This is a genomic window from Nocardioides sp. FY1077 (assembly GCF_058681775.1).
Map to the genome: position 1 here is coordinate 93,910 of NZ_JBZWDB010000002.1, position 16,844 is coordinate 110,753.

General features: G+C 73.5%; 16 protein-coding genes and 1 tRNA gene. 9 read left to right on the plus strand and 8 right to left on the minus strand.

Annotated elements, in window-relative coordinates:
• Positions 1–19: 19 nt before the first annotated feature.
• Positions 20–517 carry a MarR family winged helix-turn-helix transcriptional regulator gene (locus AC4OR8_RS05360; protein ID WP_492164508.1) on the minus strand — a complete coding sequence of 166 codons (498 nt, stop codon included), beginning with the start codon at positions 515–517 and terminating at the stop codon, positions 20–22.
• 117 nt (positions 518–634) lie between these two features.
• Here AC4OR8_RS05360 and AC4OR8_RS05365 point away from each other — a divergent pair, with 117 nt between their 5' ends.
• Complete coding sequence (locus tag AC4OR8_RS05365) at positions 635–1,597, plus strand: NADP-dependent oxidoreductase (protein ID WP_492164509.1); 963 nt, start codon at positions 635–637, stop codon at positions 1,595–1,597.
• A gap of 39 nt (positions 1,598–1,636) precedes the next feature.
• On the opposite strand, the gene rarD is transcribed toward AC4OR8_RS05365, so the two are convergent.
• Positions 1,637–2,545: an EamA family transporter RarD gene (gene rarD, locus AC4OR8_RS05370; RefSeq protein WP_492164510.1), complete on the minus strand. Its 909-nt coding sequence runs from the start codon at positions 2,543–2,545 to the stop codon at positions 1,637–1,639.
• A 101-nt stretch (positions 2,546–2,646) separates the two neighbouring features.
• Here rarD and AC4OR8_RS05375 point away from each other — a divergent pair, with 101 nt between their 5' ends.
• Both AC4OR8_RS05375 and AC4OR8_RS05380 read left to right on the plus strand, forming a co-directional pair.
• Positions 2,647–3,081 carry a hypothetical protein gene (locus tag AC4OR8_RS05375; protein WP_492164511.1) on the plus strand — a complete coding sequence of 145 codons (435 nt, stop codon included), beginning with the start codon at positions 2,647–2,649 and terminating at the stop codon, positions 3,079–3,081.
• A gap of 175 nt (positions 3,082–3,256) precedes the next feature.
• Positions 3,257–3,712, plus strand: a complete 456-nt coding sequence (locus AC4OR8_RS05380) for a hypothetical protein (RefSeq protein WP_492164512.1) — start codon at positions 3,257–3,259, stop codon at positions 3,710–3,712.
• Positions 3,713–3,754: 42 nt separating this feature from the next.
• Here AC4OR8_RS05380 and AC4OR8_RS05385 read toward each other — a convergent pair whose 3' ends face one another.
• Both AC4OR8_RS05385 and AC4OR8_RS05390 read right to left on the minus strand, forming a co-directional pair.
• The gene (locus AC4OR8_RS05385) at positions 3,755–4,858 is read right to left on the minus strand and encodes a 2-oxoacid:ferredoxin oxidoreductase subunit beta (RefSeq protein ID WP_492164513.1); all 1,104 of its coding nucleotides are present in this window, start codon (positions 4,856–4,858) and stop codon (positions 3,755–3,757) included.
• Complete coding sequence (locus tag AC4OR8_RS05390) at positions 4,855–6,897, minus strand: 2-oxoacid:acceptor oxidoreductase subunit alpha (RefSeq protein WP_492164514.1); 2,043 nt, start codon at positions 6,895–6,897, stop codon at positions 4,855–4,857. Before AC4OR8_RS05390 ends, AC4OR8_RS05385 begins: the two co-directional genes overlap by 4 nt.
• A 281-nt stretch (positions 6,898–7,178) precedes the next feature.
• Between AC4OR8_RS05390 and AC4OR8_RS05395 the strand changes: the two genes are divergently transcribed.
• From AC4OR8_RS05395 to AC4OR8_RS05410, 4 genes are read left to right on the plus strand one after another with little or no spacing between them, the layout of a single operon-like run.
• Positions 7,179–8,228: a sulfate ABC transporter substrate-binding protein gene (locus AC4OR8_RS05395; RefSeq protein WP_492164515.1), complete on the plus strand. Its 1,050-nt coding sequence runs from the start codon at positions 7,179–7,181 to the stop codon at positions 8,226–8,228.
• Entirely contained in the window at positions 8,225–9,124 is a 900-nt protein-coding gene (gene cysT, locus AC4OR8_RS05400) for a sulfate ABC transporter permease subunit CysT (RefSeq protein ID WP_492164516.1), read from the plus strand. Before AC4OR8_RS05395 ends, cysT begins: the two co-directional genes overlap by 4 nt.
• Positions 9,117–9,947, plus strand: coding sequence for a sulfate ABC transporter permease (locus AC4OR8_RS05405; protein WP_492164517.1), 831 nt, complete (start codon positions 9,117–9,119; stop codon positions 9,945–9,947). The genes cysT and AC4OR8_RS05405 overlap by 8 nt, the downstream gene beginning before the upstream one ends.
• Positions 9,948–9,966: 19 nt before the next feature.
• Positions 9,967–10,995, plus strand: a complete 1,029-nt coding sequence (locus AC4OR8_RS05410; protein WP_492164518.1) for a sulfate/molybdate ABC transporter ATP-binding protein — start codon at positions 9,967–9,969, stop codon at positions 10,993–10,995.
• 54 nt (positions 10,996–11,049) lie between these two features.
• On the opposite strand, the gene AC4OR8_RS05415 is transcribed toward AC4OR8_RS05410, so the two are convergent.
• Complete coding sequence (locus tag AC4OR8_RS05415) at positions 11,050–11,541, minus strand: YajQ family cyclic di-GMP-binding protein (RefSeq protein ID WP_492164519.1); 492 nt, start codon at positions 11,539–11,541, stop codon at positions 11,050–11,052.
• Positions 11,542–11,667: 126 nt separating this feature from the next.
• Here AC4OR8_RS05415 and AC4OR8_RS05420 point away from each other — a divergent pair.
• Positions 11,668–11,749 (plus strand) — tRNA-Tyr (locus AC4OR8_RS05420).
• An 89-nt stretch (positions 11,750–11,838) separates the two neighbouring features.
• On the opposite strand, the gene AC4OR8_RS05425 is transcribed toward AC4OR8_RS05420, so the two are convergent.
• The 3 genes from AC4OR8_RS05425 to AC4OR8_RS05435 form a co-directional block, all read right to left on the minus strand.
• Positions 11,839–13,647 (minus strand): thiamine pyrophosphate-requiring protein, encoded by a 1,809-nt coding sequence (locus AC4OR8_RS05425; RefSeq protein ID WP_492164520.1) that lies wholly within the window; start codon positions 13,645–13,647, stop codon positions 11,839–11,841.
• Complete coding sequence (locus tag AC4OR8_RS05430) at positions 13,644–14,603, minus strand: SDR family NAD(P)-dependent oxidoreductase (RefSeq protein WP_492164521.1); 960 nt, start codon at positions 14,601–14,603, stop codon at positions 13,644–13,646. Before AC4OR8_RS05430 ends, AC4OR8_RS05425 begins: the two co-directional genes overlap by 4 nt.
• Positions 14,604–14,689: 86 nt before the next feature.
• Positions 14,690–15,745: an SDR family NAD(P)-dependent oxidoreductase gene (locus tag AC4OR8_RS05435; RefSeq protein WP_492164522.1), complete on the minus strand. Its 1,056-nt coding sequence runs from the start codon at positions 15,743–15,745 to the stop codon at positions 14,690–14,692.
• 191 nt (positions 15,746–15,936) lie between these two features.
• Between AC4OR8_RS05435 and AC4OR8_RS05440 the strand changes: the two genes are divergently transcribed.
• Positions 15,937–16,680, plus strand: coding sequence for a hypothetical protein (locus AC4OR8_RS05440; RefSeq protein ID WP_492164523.1), 744 nt, complete (start codon positions 15,937–15,939; stop codon positions 16,678–16,680).
• Positions 16,681–16,844: the final 164 nt, after the last annotated feature.

Below are 16,844 nucleotides of genomic sequence, written 5' to 3' on the forward strand. Positions count from 1 at the left end.
ACCTGACCAGGGGCCCGGGTCAGCGGCGTCGCCGCGCGCCTGCCGACCGCGGGGGCGCGGCGCGCATGTGCTCGCGCACCGGCGCCAGGAGGTCGCCCAGCGCCCGGGTGTCGTGGTGCGACAACGGGGCGAGCAGCTGCTGACGCACGACCTCGACGTGACCGGGGAGCACCTGCGCGAGCCGTGAGCGCCCGGCGTCGGTGATGGTGACGGTCACGCTGCGCTCGTCCTCGACCGACGGCGCGCGCACGACCAGGCCGGCCTTCTCCAGCAGGCCTGCCTGGTACGTCAGGCCGCTGCGGCTGTAGACCACGCCGTCGGCCAGGTCGGTCATCCGTCCGCTGCCGGTCGGTGAGTCCAGGCCGAGCCGCGCCAGGACCTGGAACTGCACGTAGCTCAGGTCGCCGTCGTCGCGCAGCTGCTGCTCGACCGCGTGGCGCAGCAGCCCCGCCACCTCCATCAGGGAGAAGTAGGTGCCGAGCTGGACGGGGTCGAGGGAGGGGGCGGGGTCGGTCACGGCGGCAGCCTACCAACTGCTTCAGGTTCGAAGTGCTTGCTTTGAAGTCGAAGCATGTGTACCGTCCGTCGTGTGCTTCGAACTCGAAGCACTTGACCCCCGACGAGAGGCTCCACCATGAAGGTCATCCGCTTCCACCAGTACGGCGACGCCGGCGTCCTGCGCCACGAGGACGTCGAGGTCCCCGTCCCCGGCCCCGGCCAGGTGCGCGTCCGCGTCGCCGGCACCACGTTCAACGGCGTCGACGCCAACATCCGCGCCGGCCTGATGCAGGGGCCGATGCCCCTGACGCTGCCGCACGTGCCCGGCCTGGACGTCGCGGGCACGGTCGACGCGATCGGCGACGCGGCGGGTGAGGAGACCACGGGCCTGCGGCTCGGCGACCGGGTCGTCGGCTTCCTGCCCTTCGGTGCCGACGGCGCCTCCGCCGAGCTGGTCGTCGCGCCGGCCGACGCCCTGGCCCCGGCCCCGACCTCCATCCCGCTGGCCGACGCCGCGGCCCTGCCGGTGGTCGGCCTGACCGCGTGGCAGGCCCTGTTCGACCACGCCGGCCTCCGGTCCGGTCAGCGCATCCTGGTCAACGGCGCGAGCGGGGCGGTGGGGAGCTACGCCGTGCAGCTGGCGAAGGCCGCCGGAGCCCACGTCGTGGCCACCGGCAGCGCCCGCAGCAGCGCGCACCTCCTGGCCCGCGGTGCCGACGAGGTGGTCGACCACACCACCACCGACGTGGCCACCGCGGTGACCGAGCCGGTCGACGTCCTGCTCAACCTCGCCCCGGTCACCCCCGAGCAGCTCGAGGCGCTGACGGCCCGGGTCGGCGACGGTGGGGTCGTGGTGAGCACCACCGTGTGGATGCCCACCCCGGGGGACGAGGGGCGCGGTGTGCGCGGCGTCGACCTCTACGTGCGCAGCGACGCGGCGCAGCTCGCCGAGCTCACGGCGCGCGTCGACCGCGGCGAGCTCGTCGTCGACGTCGCCGAGCGGGTGGCGCTGGCCGACCTCGCCTCCGTGCACGCCCGCGCGGCCGCCGGGACGCTCGGCGGCAAGGTCGTCGTGGTCCCCGACGGCGGCCCGCGCTGACGCCCTCGCCCGGCGGCCTCGCGGGCGGGTCCACCGGGCCTACTGGGCCGTCGAGGCCGCCACCGTGAGCCGCACCTGGCGGTGGTGGTGGGTGGCCTCGACGGTGAACAGCGCGAGCGCCACCCACACGATCGCGAAGCCGACCCACCGTCCGGTCGACATGTCCTCGCCGAACCACAGCACGCCGAGGGCGAACTGCAGCACCGGCGCGAGGTACTGCAGCAGCCCGAGGGTCACCATCGGCACCCGCGTGGCCGCGGCACCGAAGCACAGCAGCGGCACGGCGGTGGCGACCCCGGTGGTGGTGAACAGCAGCGCGTGGCCCAGGCCGTGCTGGCCGAACTGCGCGGCACCGGTGGCGCCGAGCCAGCCGAGGTAGGCCACGGCGAACGGCGTGATCAGCGCCGTCTCCACGGCCAGGCTCTCCACCGCGCCGACGTCGGCGGTCTTCTTGGCCAGGCCGTAGGTGCCGAAGGAGAACGCCAGCACCAGCGCGACGTACGGCGGGCGCCCGTAGTCCCAGGTCAGCACGGCCACCGCGGTGGCGGCCACGCCCATGGCGACCCACTGCAGCCGGCGCAACCGTTCACCGAGCAGCAGCACGCCCATCAGCACGGTGACCAGCGGGTTGATGAAGTAGCCCAGCGAGGTCTCCACGACGCGGCCGTTGGTGACGCCGTAGATGTAGGTCGCCCAGTTGCAGGTGATGGTGGCCGAGGCCAGGACCAGCAGCAGCAGGGTGCGGCGGTCGGCGAGCAGCGTGCGCACCCCGCCTGCGCGGCGCAGCACCACCACGACGACGGCCATCGTCAGCGCCGACCAGAGGACGCGGTGGGCGAGGATCTCCAGCGCCCCGGCCGGCTCGAGCAACGGGAAGTACAGGGGGAAGGCGCCCCACATGAGGTAGGCCGCTGCCCCCAGGGACACGCCCCGTCGCGAGTCCGACACCTGCGCAGCATAGGTCGCCGGGCGAGCCGGGTTTGCGCCCGGTGCGCCGGGGCAGGGTGTCGGTCGTCCCCACCCCCCACGACCCACCAGGAGCCCCCTCCATGCGGATCACCCGCCTCGTCGCCGGACTCGTCGCGCTGCTGCTCGCCGCAGCCATGTCCGTCGTCGTCACCTCCTCCGCCTCCACGGCCGCGCCCGCGCGCGCCAAGGAGGCCCGCACCATCACGATCAACATCGAGGAGGTGAGGACCAACCGGTTCGTCATCCGCGGTGCCATCAAGCCGGGCTCCGGTCCCATCAAGTACGTCGTCGAGCGCAAGCTGTGCAGCCAGCGGGCAGGGCAGGCGGAGCGACCGTGCAAGGGGAGCTGGAAGCGCTACACCAGGGACAAGTCCAAGGCCAACGGCCGCTACAACGAGAAGGTCGGCCTCCCGCCGCGCGGCAGCAACTACGCGTGGTACCGGGTCAAGACCCTGGCCTCGCCCAAGTACAAGCGCGCGGCGTCGGGCGCGGTGGCCATCTACGTCATCCGCTGACGCGTCGGCGACCCGACCCGAGCAGGGCCCCCACCGCGGTGCGGTGGGGGCCCTGCCGCGTCCGGGACACGCCCCGCCGCGAAAGCCGCGCCTCCGCAGCACCGAGCGGAATCCTGGGATGCTCGCTGGAGCACCACCCCTTCCCCGTACGCCTCGCACCACCCAGGAGCACCCCATGCGCCACCCCCGCCTCACCGCCGGGCCCACGGCCGGCCTGGTCGCCGGCCTGGTCGCCGGACTCGTCGCCCTGCTGCTCGCCGCCGCCCTGCTGCCGTTCGTGAGCGCCTCGGCCTCGGCCTCGGCACCGGAGCAGCGCGCCAAGCAGGAGCGCCGCATCGTCATGGAGCGCGACGCCGTCGGCCAGAAGTTCTACGTGCAGGGCCGCATCTCGCCCGGTGACGGCCGCATCCGCTACCAGATCCTGCGCAAGGTCTGCGGCGCCGACCGCAACTGCGACAAGCCCTACCGCACCTGGGACACCCGCAAGACCTACGAGGCCGGCCGCTACCGCGACCGCATCTACGGCCCGCGGGGCGACGCCCGGCGCGTCTACTACAAGATCGCCACCCGGGCCACGCCGAAGTACAAGCGCTCCGTGGCGCGCAACTCGTTCTACATCTACTACCTCTGATCCAGGCCGTCGGGCGCTGGTCAGCGCACGATCAGAGCACGGTCAGAGCACCGTCCAGCTGTCGCCGCCCCCGAGCAGGGCCGCCAGCCGCTCGTCGGGATCGCCGGGCGCGGCGTCGCGGGCGCTGGCCAGCTGAGCACGGCTCTGGTCGTCGTACGTCGGCCGCTCGACCTGGCGGAAGACGCCGATCGCCGAGCGGTCGGGGTGCCCGGCCCGGGTCAGCCGCGAGATCGCGAACGCCGTCGACGGGTCGTCGGCGTGGGCGTCGTGCACCAGCAGGTCGGCGTCGTCGACGTCGGTGACCGTCACGACCTCGACCCCGCCGGAGGCCGCGCGCACCAGCCCGCGCCTGCCGCGGCCGTCGTCGCCGGGCGCACCGAACCGCACCTGCTCGCCGTGCACCAGCGGGACGACCGCCTCGACCCGGTTGTCGCGGTCGGTGACGTCGTCGAACGCGCCGTCGTTGAAGATCGGGCAGTTCTGGTAGATCTCCACCAGCGACGTGCCCCGGTGGGCCGCGGCGGCGGCCAGCACGCCGGTGAGGTGACGCCGGTCGGAGTCGACGGTGCGCGCCACGAACGTCGCCTCCGCGCCCAGCGCCAGCGACACCGGGTTGAACGGGTGGTCCAGGGAGCCCATCGGGGTCGACTTGGTGATCTTGCCGGCCTCGGAGGTCGGCGAGTACTGGCCCTTGGTCAGGCCGTAGATGCGGTTGTTGAACAGCAGGATCGTCATGTTCACGTTGCGCCGCAGCGCGTGGACGAGGTGGTTGCCGCCGATCGACAGCGCGTCGCCGTCGCCGGTGACCACCCACACCGACAGGTCCGCGCGCGCGGTGGCGATGCCGGTCGCGATGGTGGGGGCGCGCCCGTGGATCGAGTGCATCCCGTAGGTGTCCAGGTAGTAGGGGAAGCGGCTCGAGCAGCCGATGCCGGAGACGAACACGATGTTCTCCCGGCGCAGCCCGAGGTCGGGCAGGAAGGACTGGACCGTCTTCAGCACGGCGTAGTCGCCGCACCCGGGACACCAGCGCACCTCCTGGTCGGAGGCGAAGTCCTTCCCGCTCTGGGTCTCGCCCTCGCCCAGGGCGGGCACGGCCTCGGTGCCGTGGCGGCGACCGGGCGACGGCAGGTCGGTGGTGCTCATGCGGGGTCCTCCCCGTCGTGGGGCGCGGTCTGGGCCACGGTGGTCGGGTCGACGGTGGTCAGGTCGACGGTGGTCGGATCGACAGGTGTCAGGTCGACAGGGGTGCCCTCCACCTCGCCGACGAGCACGGCGACGGCCTCCGCGAGCTCGGCGGCCCGCAGCGGTCGTCCCCGCACCTGCTGGTAGCCCACGGCGTCGACGAGGTAGCGCGCCCGCAGCAGCAGGGCGAGCTGGCCGAGGTTCATCTCCGGCACCAGCACCCGGTCGTAGCCCCGCAGCACCGCGCCGAGGTCGTGGGGGAACGGGTTGAGGTGGCGCAGGTGCACCTGGGCGACGTCGTGCCCGGCCCGGCGCACCCGGCGTACGCCGGCGCCGATCGCGCCGTAGGTGGAGCCCCAGCCGACCACCAGCACCCGGGCCCGTCCCGACGGGTCGTCGACCTCGAGGGGCGGCAGCGCGTCGGCGACGGCGTCGACCTTGGCCTGGCGGGTGCGCACCATCAGGTCGTGGTTGTCCGGGTCGTAGGAGATGTCGCCGTGCCCGTCGCCCTTCTCCAGCCCGCCGACGCGGTGCTCGAGCCCGGGGGTGCCCGGCACCGCCCAGGGCCGGGCCAGCGTCCCGGGGTCGCGCAGGTAGGGCCAGAAGTCGCGCCGCGGCTCCGCGCCGTCGGCGACGGCCACGTCGTGGTTGGGCGCGGTCGCGAAGCCGGGGTCGATCACCGGCAGGTCCGCGACGTCGGGCACCCGCCACGGCTCGGAGCCGTTGGCGAGGTAGCCGTCGGAGAGCAGCAGCACCGGTGTGCGGTGGGTGACCGCGATGCGGGCGGCCTCGAGTGCGGCGTCGAAGCAGTCGGCGGGGGAGCGGGGCGCCACCACCGGCACCGGTGACTCGCCGTTGCGCCCGAACATGGCCTGCAGCAGGTCGGCCTGCTCGGTCTTGGTCGGCAGCCCGGTGGAGGGCCCGCCGCGCTGCACGTCGACCACCAGCAGCGGCAGCTCGGTCATCACCGCCAGGCCGATGGCCTCCGACTTCAGCGCCAGCCCCGGCCCCGAGGTGGTGGTGACGCCGAGCTGGCCGACGAACGACGCACCGATGGCCGCACCCACCCCGGCGATCTCGTCCTCAGCCTGGAAGGTGGTGACCCCGAACGCCTTGTGCTTGCTCAGCTCGTGCAGCACGTCGGAGGCCGGGGTGATCGGGTAGGACCCCAGGAACACCGGCAGCCCGCTGCGCACCCCCGCAGCGACCAGGCCGTAGGCGAGGGCGAGGTTGCCGGTGATGGTGCGGTAGGTGCCCGGCGCGACCGGTGCCGGCGCCACCTCGTAGCGCACCGCGAACGTCTCGCTGGTCTCGCCGAACGCCCAGCCGGCCGCGAACGCCGCCAGGTTGGCGTCGCGCACGGCCGGCGTCCGCGCGAAGCGCCGGGCGAGGAACGCCTCGGTGGAGCCGGTCGGGCGGCCGTAGAGCCACGACACCAGCCCGAGGGCGAACATGTTCTTGGCCCGGGCGGCGTCCTTGCGCGACAGCCCGTGCTCGGCCACCGCGGCCACCGTCATCGCGGTGAGGTCGAGGGCGTGCACGGCGTAGCCGGCCAGGGGTGAGGCGGCCGAGCCGACGTCGGCGAGCGGGTCGGCGGCGTAGCCCGCCTTCGCGAGGTGGCGGCGGTTGAAGTCGTGGGTGTCGACCACGACCGTCGCCCCGCGGGGCAGGTCGGGCAGGTTGGCCCGCAGCGCGGCGGGGTTCATCGCCACCAGCACGTCGGGGGCGTCGCCCGGGGTGAGGATGTCGTGGTCGGCGAAGTGCACCTGGAACGACGAGACGCCCGGCAGGGTGCCCTGGGGGGCCCTGATCTCGGCGGGGAAGTCGGGCAGCGTCACCAGGTCGTTGCCGAAGGCCGCCGACTCCTGGGTGAAGCGGTCGCCGGTGAGCTGCATGCCGTCGCCGGAGTCGCCGGCGAAGCGGATCACCACCCGGTCGAGGCGCCGCACCTCGCGCTCGGGCCGGTCCGGTACGGGCTGCTGCGCGGGCTGGTCGGGCACCTGGGCCACTCCTCGACCTCGGCACGGCTCCGGCACCGCCGCGGACGGCGGTCGGGTGCGGGGTCGCGGAGGCGGGCGCAGCCGGACGGACGTCCTCAATGTAGTCCGCGTCACACCGAAGGCCCGCCCGGCAGGCTCCGGGACGGCGGGCGACACGCCGTGGTCCAGACCGGTGCGCCGCGCTGTAGTAAATGCAGTAATCTACGCGACATTACTGTTTCGCTCTGGTTCGCGCCGGGCGACGAGCAGCCCCTGGGTGCAGGGGCAGGGAAGAGAACGACATGAAGACGACCACCACCGCACGGGTCGTGCTCGCGGCCACCGGGGCGCTGGCGCTGACCGCGTGCTCCACCGCGGACGGGAGCGAGTCGGGCCCGGGCATCGACGTGAACGCGTTCTCCGTGATGGAGGCCGCCAACGTCCCCGTCTTCGAGGCGTTCACCGGCACCGACGCCGGTGCGGACATGGCGACCGACGACTTCAGCACCTCCTACGGCGCCTCGGGCGACCAGAGCCGTGCCGTGGCGGCCGGGGCCGACGCCGACGTCGTGCACTACTCCCTCGACACCGACATCACCCGGCTCGTCGACGAGGGCCTGGTCGCCGAGGACTGGAAGGACACCCCGACCGAGGGCATCGCCACCTCGTCGGTCGTCGTCTTCGTCGTGCGCGCCGGCAACCCCGACGACATCCAGACCTGGGACGACGTCGTCGAGCCCGGCGTGGAGGTCATCACGCCCAACCCCGGCTCCTCGGGCTCCGCGCGCTGGAACATCCTGGCCGCGTGGGCCCACGTGACCGGGGCCGGCGGCTCCGAGGACGAGGCCAGCGAGTTCCTGACCTCGCTGCTCGACAACACCATCGCGCTGCCGGGCTCGGGCCGCGAGGCCACGACCGCGTTCACCGACGGCAGCGGCGACGTCCTGCTGTCGTACGAGAACGAGGCCATCCTGGCCAAGCAGAGCGGTGCCGACATCGACTACGTCGTGCCGCCGGACACCCTGCTGATCGAGAACCCCGCGGCGGTGACCGTCGACGCCGACGAGACCGCCCAGGCGTTCCTCGAGTTCATGACCAGCCCCGAGGCCCAGGCCGGCTACGCCCAGTCGGGCTTCCGCCCGGTCGTCGACGGCGTCGACATCGGTGAGATCGACGGCGCCAACGACCCGGCCGACCCGTTCCCGACCCCGGAGACCCTCTACACCATCGACGACGACTTCGGCGGCTGGGACGAGGCGGCCGACCTGTACTTCGGCGACGGCGAGGAGGGCAACCCGCTCGGCATCATCACCGAGCTGCAGCAGGAGACCGGCAAGGTGGGCGAGGAGTGACGAGCTCCGTGCTGGTCGGCCCGGGCACCCCACCGGGCGGCACGACCGGGCCGGCGTCCTCCCCCGCGGGAGGGCGCCGGCCCCGGCGCACGGGTCGGACGACCCCGCGCAGCACCCTGACCCCGGGCGCCGGCCTGGGCCTCGGCATCGCGATGCTGTGGTTCAGCATCCTGGTGCTGCTGCCGCTGGCCACCGTGGTGGCGGTGGCCGCCGAGGGCGGCTGGTCGCGCTACTGGTCGGTGCTGCACAACGACCAGACCTGGGCGGCGGTGACCCTCACGGTGTCGCAGGCGCTGGTCGTGACGCTGGTCAACGCCGTGGTCGGCACCGTGATCGCGTGGGTGCTGGTGCGCGACCGGTTCTGGGGCAAGCGGGTGCTCGACGTCGTCATCGACGTCCCGTTCGCGCTGCCCACCATCGTGGCCGGGCTGGTGCTGCTCTCGCTCTACGGGCCCAACAGCCCGCTCGGGCTGCACTGGGCCTTCACGCCGAACGCCGTCACGCTCGCCCTGGCCTTCGTGACCCTGCCCTTCATCGTGCGCACCGTGCAGCCGGTGCTCGAGGAGCTCGAGACCGACGTGGAGGAGGCCGCGGCCTCGCTGGGTGCCAAGCGCTCGACGATCTTCCGTCGCGTGATCCTGCCCAGCCTGGTGCCGGCGATCACGGCCGGAGCGGCCCTGTCGTTCGCCCGGGCGATCTCGGAGTACGGCTCGCTGGTGCTGCTGAGCGGCAATCGGCCCTTCGAGACCGAGGTCGTCTCGGTGCGGGTGCTGACCTTCATCGAGAACGGCAACAACGCCTCGGCGGCGGCGCTGGCCTCGGTGATGCTCGCGATCGCCCTGGTGGTCATCGTCCTGCTCGACCTGCTCCAGCGACGGGTGTCGCGCCGTGGCTAGCCGGGTCGCGACCAACACGATGGTGACCCCGCCGGTGCGGTGGGCCCTGCGCCTGGTCGCCGTGGGCTACGTCTTCTTCCTGGTGGCCTGGCCGCTCGCGCTGCTGGTGCGCCAGACCTTCGACGGCGGCATCGGCAACCTGGTCGACACCCTCGGTGACGAGCAGGTCGTCGGCGCCCTCCAGCTGACCGCGATGGTGGCGCTGTGGGCGGTGGCGATCAACCTGGTGTTCGGGGTGACCATCTCGATCCTGCTGGTGCGCTACGAGTTCCCGGGCAAGCGGGTGCTCTCGGCGCTGATCGACCTGCCGCTCTCGGTGTCGCCGGTCGTGGTCGGGCTGGCACTTGTGCTGGCCTACAACGGCCGCGACGGCGTGCTGGGGCCCTCGCTGGAGGGTGCCGGCGTCCAGGTCATCTTCGACTCGCCGGGCATGATCATGGCGACCTGCTTCGTGGCCCTGCCGCTGGTGATCCGCGAGGTCGTCCCCGTGCTGGTCGAGGTCGGTGACGACCAGGAGCAGGCCGCGCGCAGCCTCGGGGCGAGCGCGCCGCAGACCTTCTGGCGCATCACCCTGCCCAGCATCAAGTGGGGGGTCGTCTACGGCGTGGTGCTCAGCCTGGCCCGCTCGGTCGGCGAGTTCGGCGCCGTGAAGATCGTGTCGGGCAACTACACCGGCCGCACCCAGACCGCGACGCTCGCGGTGGAGCAGAAGTACCAGAACTTCCAGCAGGGCGAGGCCTACGCCACGTCGTTCCTGCTGATCCTGGTCAGCATCGCCTGCCTCGTCGTCGTCGCCCTCCTCCGTCCCTCGCACGACTCGTGACCCTCCGAAGGAGCCACCCGTGAGCATCGAAGTCTCAGGCCTCACCAAGAAGTTCGGTGACTTCGTCGCCCTCGACGACGTCTCCGTGTCGCTGCCCACCGGCCAGCTGACCGCCCTCCTCGGGCCGTCCGGCGGGGGCAAGTCGACGCTGCTGCGCATCATCGCCGGGCTCGACACCGCCGACTCCGGCACCGTGTCGATCGAGGGCACCGACGCGACCCGGCTGCCGCCCCAGAAGCGGGGCGTCGGGTTCGTCTTCCAGCACTACGCGGTCTTCAAGCACATGACCGTGGCCAAGAACGTCGCGTTCGGCCTGGAGATCCGCAAGCGGCCGAAGGACGAGGTCGCGCGTCGCGTCGAGGAGCTCCTCGAGCTGGTGCACCTCTCGCAGTTCTCCCACCGCCTGCCCTCCCAGCTCTCCGGTGGTCAGCGTCAGCGCATGGCGCTGGCGCGGGCGCTGGCCGTCGAGCCGAAGGTGCTGCTGCTCGACGAGCCGTTCGGCGCGCTCGACGCGAAGGTGCGCAAGGAGCTGCGCGACTGGCTGCGTCGCCTGCACGACGAGGTGCACGTCACGACGGTGTTCGTGACCCACGACCAGGAGGAGGCCCTGGAGGTCGCGGACGAGATCGTGGTGATCAACGAGGGGCGGGTCGAGCAGGTCGGCTCGCCCGACCAGCTCTACGACGAGCCGGCCAACGACTTCGTCATGGGCTTCCTAGGGGAGGTCACCAGCCTCGGCGGGGTCGTGCTGCGTCCGCATGACATCGACGTCGCCCTGCAGCCCGGGGTCGTCGGCGCGCTGCCGGGGACCGTGACGCGCGTGCTGCGGGTCGGCTTCGAGGTGCGGGTCAGCGTCGTCCTGGGGACGCACGGCACCGACAGCGACGCCCGGCCCGACACCACGGTGGTGCTCACCCGCACCCACGCCCGCCAGCTCGCCCTGGCGCCCGGCGCCCGGGTCTGGCTGGCGCCCACCACGGGGGCCACCGCGGTGCCGTCGATGGCGCGGGCCGCCCTGGACGACCGCGCTGCCGTGGCAGCGGGGTAGGGGGTCCGCAGAGCTCGTGCGGCGGGCGGAGGCGCCCGCCGCGCGAGCCGGGGCTCAGCGGTAGTTGGTGAACTGCACCGCGAAGTCCCACTCCTGGCCGCGCACCAGCGCCTGCACGGCCTGCAGGTCGTCGCGCTTCTTCGACGACACCCGCAGCTCGTCGCCCTGGATCTGCGCCTTCACGCCCTTGGGGCCCTCGTCGCGGATGAGCTTGGAGATCTTCTTGGCGTCCTCGGTCGTGATGCCCTCCTTGAGCGCGATCGCGATCTTGCTCTGCTGGCCCGACTGGCGCGGCTCGGAGGCGTCGAGCACCTTGAGGCTCACGTCGCGCTTGACAAGCTTGCCCTGGAACACGTCGAGCACGGCGCTGGCGCGGTCGTCGGCCGAGGCGCTGATCTCGATGGCCTCGTCGCCCTGCCACTCGATGGTGGCGCCGGTGCCCTTGAAGTCGAAGCGCGTCGCGATCTCGCGCGCGGTCTGCCCGAGGGCGTTGTCGACCTCCTGGCGGTCGAGCTTGCTGACGATGTCGAACGACGAGTCGGCCATGGTGCGGTCCTCCGTGCCGGTGGTCCGGCGGTCGGTGCAGGTGCCGCGGGGGTTTTCTCCTGCGCTGGCGGCTGCGCTATTGTTCCGTCTCGTCGTCCTCCGGCCAAGCCGGGGTGACGGACACCCGGCAGGTTGCCCGAGCGGCCAATGGGAGCGGACTGTAAATCCGTCGGCGTAGCCTTCGAAGGTTCGAATCCTTCACCTGCCACGAGAAGCCCCGGGTCTCCACCGACCCGGGGCTTCTTTCGTTCCGCAGCCACCCGTCAGCGCCACCCGACAGCGTCGTCAGCGCCGTCGTCAGCGCCGTCGGCGGGCCTCTTGCTCGGCCTGGGCGTCGAGCAGTGCCCGGGCCCGGGGGTTGCCACCCGGCTCCTGGGCCAGCCCGCGGTGGAAGCTGTCCAGCTTCTGCTCCCCGGACGGGAACGGCGGGAGCAGCGGCACGTCGGGGTCGACCAGCGCCTCGAGCACCACCGGCCGGTCGGCGGCCAGCGCCCGGTTCCACGCGGCCTCGACGTCGTCGGGCCGCTCGAGCAGCACCCCGCGCAGGCCGAGCAGCTCGGCGTAGGCGGCGTACGGGAACGTCGGCAGCGCCTGGCTGTCGGCGAAGCGCGGGTCGCCCTCGGTCTCGCGCTGCTCCCAGGTGACCTCGGCGAGCTCGCGGTTGTGCAGCACCAGCACGACGAAGCGCGGGTCGGCCCAGTCGCGCCAGAGCCGCGAGACCGTGACCAGCTCGGCGATGCCGTTCATCTGCATCGCGCCGTCACCGGCGAGCGCGACGACCGGCCGGTCGGGTGCGTCGAGCTTGGCGGCGATGCCGTAGGGCAGCGCCGAGCCCATCGTGGCCAGGGTCGACGACAGGTGGGCCTGCACCCCGGACGGCAGGGTGAGGTGGCGGGCGTACCAGTAGACCGACGACCCGACGTCCACGCTGACGCGGGCGTCGGCGGGCAACCGGGGGGTCAGCGCCCGCACGACGTGCTCGGGGTTGATCGGCTCGGCGGGCAGCGCGGCGCGCTCGGCGGCGATCTCGTGCCACTCGCGCACCCAGCCCTCCACCTGCTCGCGCCAGGCGGTGGACGCGCGCGGCTCCAGCAGCGGCAGCAGCGCGGTGAGGGTGTCGGTGGTGTCCCCGGTCAGGCCCACCTCCACCGGGTAGCGGTTTCCGAGGTGGCGCCCGTCGAGGTCGACCTGCACCGCCCGGGCCTGCCCGGGCGCGGGGTAGTACTCCGTCCAGGGGCTGTTGCACCCCACGAGCAGCAGGGTGTCGCACTCCTCCATCAGCCGGCCGGAGGCGGTGGTGCCGAGGTGGCCCATGACTCCGCAGCTGGTCGGCAGCGTCTCGTCCCACCAGGGCTTGCCGAGCAGGCTGGTGGTCACGCCGGCGCCGAGGAGCTCGGCCACCTCGCGCACGACGGCCTCGGCGCCGCGCACGCCCTGGCCCACCATCAGGGCCACCCGCTCGCCGGCGTTCAGCACGGCGGCGGCCTCGACCAGGTCGGCGTGGCGCGGCACGACGTGCGGACGCCGCCACTCGACCGCCGTCGGCACCACGCCGTGCTCGTGGGCGGGGAGCTCGCCCAGCGCCTGGGGCGCCGGCTGCTGCTGCACGTCGTGGGGCACGATCACCACGCACGGCGAACGGGTGGCCAGCGCGGTGCGGAACGCCCGGTCGACGACCATCTCGGCCTGCTCGGGGGCCAGCACGGTCTGCACGTACTGCGCCGCCACGTCGCTGAACAGGTGGGCGAGGTCGATCTCCTGCTGGTACTCCGAGCCGAGCACGGTGGTGTCCTGCTGGCCGACCAGCGCCACCACCGGCACGTGGTCGAGCTTGGCGTCGTAGAGGCCGTTCAGCAGGTGCACCGCACCCGGGCCCTGGGTGGACATCATCACGCCCACCTCGCCGGTGTACTTCGCGTGGCCGACCGCCATCAGGGCGGCGTTCTCCTCGTGGCGTGCCTGGACCAGCACCGGGTCGCCGTCGGCGCGGCGCAGCGCGCCCATCACGGCGTTGATGCCGTCACCGGAGTAGCCGAAGACGCGGTGCACGCCCCAGGCCCGCATCCGGTCGACGATCAGGTCGGCGACCAGGCGCTCGCCGCTCACGTCAGCGCACCCTCGGCGACCGGCGCCCCGTCGACGGCCCCGTCGTCCCCCTCGGCCCCGTCGTCCCCCTCGGCGCTGTCGTCGCGACGGCGGGAGACCAGGTCGAAGACCGGGCCGACGGTGCGGTCCCACACCGCGGGGGCCAGCGCGAAGGCGAGGATCAGGCCGTAGTTGCTCAGCGCGGTCTGGGCGCGCGGGCGCGGGTCGTCGACGACGGCGGCGAGCTGGCGGGCGACGCGCTCGGGGCTGATGCTGGGCGGCGGCGGGGTGTTCACCATGCCGGCGGAGTCGAGGGCGCTGGAGTAGATCGGGGTGTCCACGCTGCCGGGCGACACGTGGCACACGTGCACGTGGGGCATGTCGGAGCTCTCGATCTTCAGCTGCCGGGCCAGCGCGCGCACGCCCCACTTGCTCACGACGTACGGCGTCATGTCGGGCACGTTGACGTGGCCGAGCAGCGAGCCGACCAGCACGAGCACGCCCTGCTCCTGCTCGCGCAGGCGCCGCACGGTGTGGCGCGCGACGTTGGCGGAGGCGAGCAGGTCGGTGCGCACGACGGAGTCGAAGGTCTCGGCGGGCAGCTCGTGGGCACGGCCGTAGGCCACCACGCCGGCGCAGTGCAGCACGGCGTCGACGCGGCCGTGGCGCTCGACCACCAGGTCGATCATGGCGGCGACGTCGGGGTCGTCGTCGAGGTCGCAGGGCAGCACGGTGGCGCTGGCGGCACCGGCGTCGCGGCACTCCTCGCCGACCTCGTCGAGCACCTCCTCGCGGCGGGCGACCAGCACCAGGTGGTCGCCGCGGGCGGCCATCTCCAGGGCGGTGGCGCGGCCGATGCCGCTGGAGGCGCCGGTGACCACGACGACGCGGGGGTCGTCGGAGCGACGTGCACGCAGCGGGAGCACGAGGGGCAGGGGCAGCGGGGGCAGCAGGCGGGGGATCAGTCGGGTGAGCACAGGAGTCTCCGGAGGGTCGGTGGCGGCGGTCGAGGTGACCGGGTGGTCGCGGTGGTCGGGGAGGGCGAAGGGGAGGGCGGCGCGCGTCAGCGGCGCCAGTGCGCCCCGCCCTCCTGGCGGCGCCGGCGTCCGAGCAGCGTCCAGACGCCGTGCTCGGTGTGGCCGGTGCGGGCCGGGGCGAGCACGTTGCCGGCGTCGGGGCCGACGGCGGGACCGCGCAGCACCACGCGCTCGACGAGCGGGCCGGCGAGCCGGTCGAAGGCCCACGGCGCGAGCCGGAAGCCGAGGACGGTCACCACGTTGGCGGGGCCGACCTCGACGTGCCGGCGGCGCGGGCGGTCGAGGCAGCCCTCCACCGCGCGGGCGACCCGGTCGGGACCGACGACGGGCGGCGGCGCCGAGCCACGGCTGCCGGCGTACGTCGCCGCCTCGTCGTAGATGGGGGTGTCGATGGCGCCGGGGGAGACCAGGCAGACGTGGAGGCCGCGCTCGGGGCGCAGCTCGAGCTGCAGCGAGCGCACCAGGCCGAGCTGGCCCCACTTGGCGCTGACGTAGGTGCTCATCGACGGCACCGCGATCTCGGCGAGCAGCGAGCTCACCACGACCAGCGTGCCGGAGCCCTGGGACCGGAAGACCGGGACGACCGAGCGGGCGAGGTTGGCGGTGCCGTGCACGGCGGTCTCGACGACGTGCTCGAACACCTCGCGCGGCACCTGGTCGACGCGCCCGTAGGCCATGCCCTGTGCGGTGGTGACCACGGCGTCGAGGCGGCCGTAGGTGGCCACCGCGTGGTCGACGGCGTGCTGCACGGCGTCGGCGTCGGTGAGGTCGGCGGTGACCACGGTGGCCGCGGCCGCGCCGTGGTCGACGGCGACCAGCGCCGCCCGGTCGAGGGCCTCGGCGTCGCGGGCCACCAGCGTGAGGCGGGCACCGCGGGCGGCGAGGCGTCGCACCGTGGCCAGCCCGATGCCGGAGGAGGCGCCGACCACCATCACCGCGGGCACGGCCGCGCGGGGACCGGTGGCGGGGGTCCGGTCGAGGTGGCGGGCCGGGTGGGCCGGGTGGTCGGGCGCGGGCGGGTCGGCGGGCGGGGCGGTGGGGTCGGGACGGTCGGGCGACGGCGGCACGGAGGGCCCTCTCACGGGGGACGGGTCCTCCTCGACGCTACCCGCGCCGCGCCCGCCGACCCCCGCCCCAACGGGTGGAAGTGACGGTGGTGGACCAGACCGGCCGAAGGAACTTCGCCGCCGCCCCATCCGGATGCCGAGCGGCTCCGAACAGCAGGCGTCACGACCTCGTGCGCCAGGTCACACCCGCCAGGAAAGGCCCCACCGTGAAGCTCCCTCAGCTCCGCCGTCCCTCCCCGTCGATGGCCGTCTCCGTGATGGCCCTCGTGGTCGCCACCGGCGGCACCTCGTACGCCGCCGCGACCATCTCGTCGCCGGACGTCGTCAACAACTCCCTCACCGGCTCCGACATCAAGAACGACTCGGTGGCCTCCATCGACGTCCGCAACGGCACCCTGCAGTCCAAGGACTTCCGCGACGGCGTGCTGCCCCAGGGCCCCGAGGGTCCCGCGGGCCAGGACGGCGCCGGTCGCTGGGCCCTCATCGGCACCGACGGCACCATCACCGCCCAGTCCGGCGGGTTCACCCTCGTCGAGGGCTACCCGACCCTGCCGAACACCGCTCCCGCCGGCAGCCCGAGCAACGCGCTGCGCGCCAACGGCAACGTCTACATCAACGCCGGCGAGGAGCTGTCGGACAACGGCATCGTCGCCAGCGTCGTCCTGCAGAACACCGTCGACCAGAACGGCGACGGCGTCACCTCCGGCCGCGCCCCGGCGGCCGACGCCAACCCGGAGTTCTCCGGCGAGATCGCGGTGAGCCGCTGCAACACCGGCGCGCCCACCACGCCCCCCTCGGGCCCGACCAACTGCGCGCCCGCCGGCGCCCAGAACGCGTCGAGCTTCGTGGTGAGCCCCCGCAACAGCGACGGCACCGTCACCACCGACGGCACCCGCAAGGCGTTCTACGTGATCGTCACCGGCGACTCCTCGGACCTCGCGACCCGCTGAGCCCCCGCACCGCCCCGCACCCACCCCGCAGCACCCGCAGCACTCCGACGCCCCGGGCACCCGCCCGGGGCGTCGGCGCGTCCCGGGGGGCACCTGTCGACCCCGGTTGTCGTGTCGTTCACCCGGCGCTCCGCGCGGGGTCGCCCGGCGTCCCTAGCCTGGGC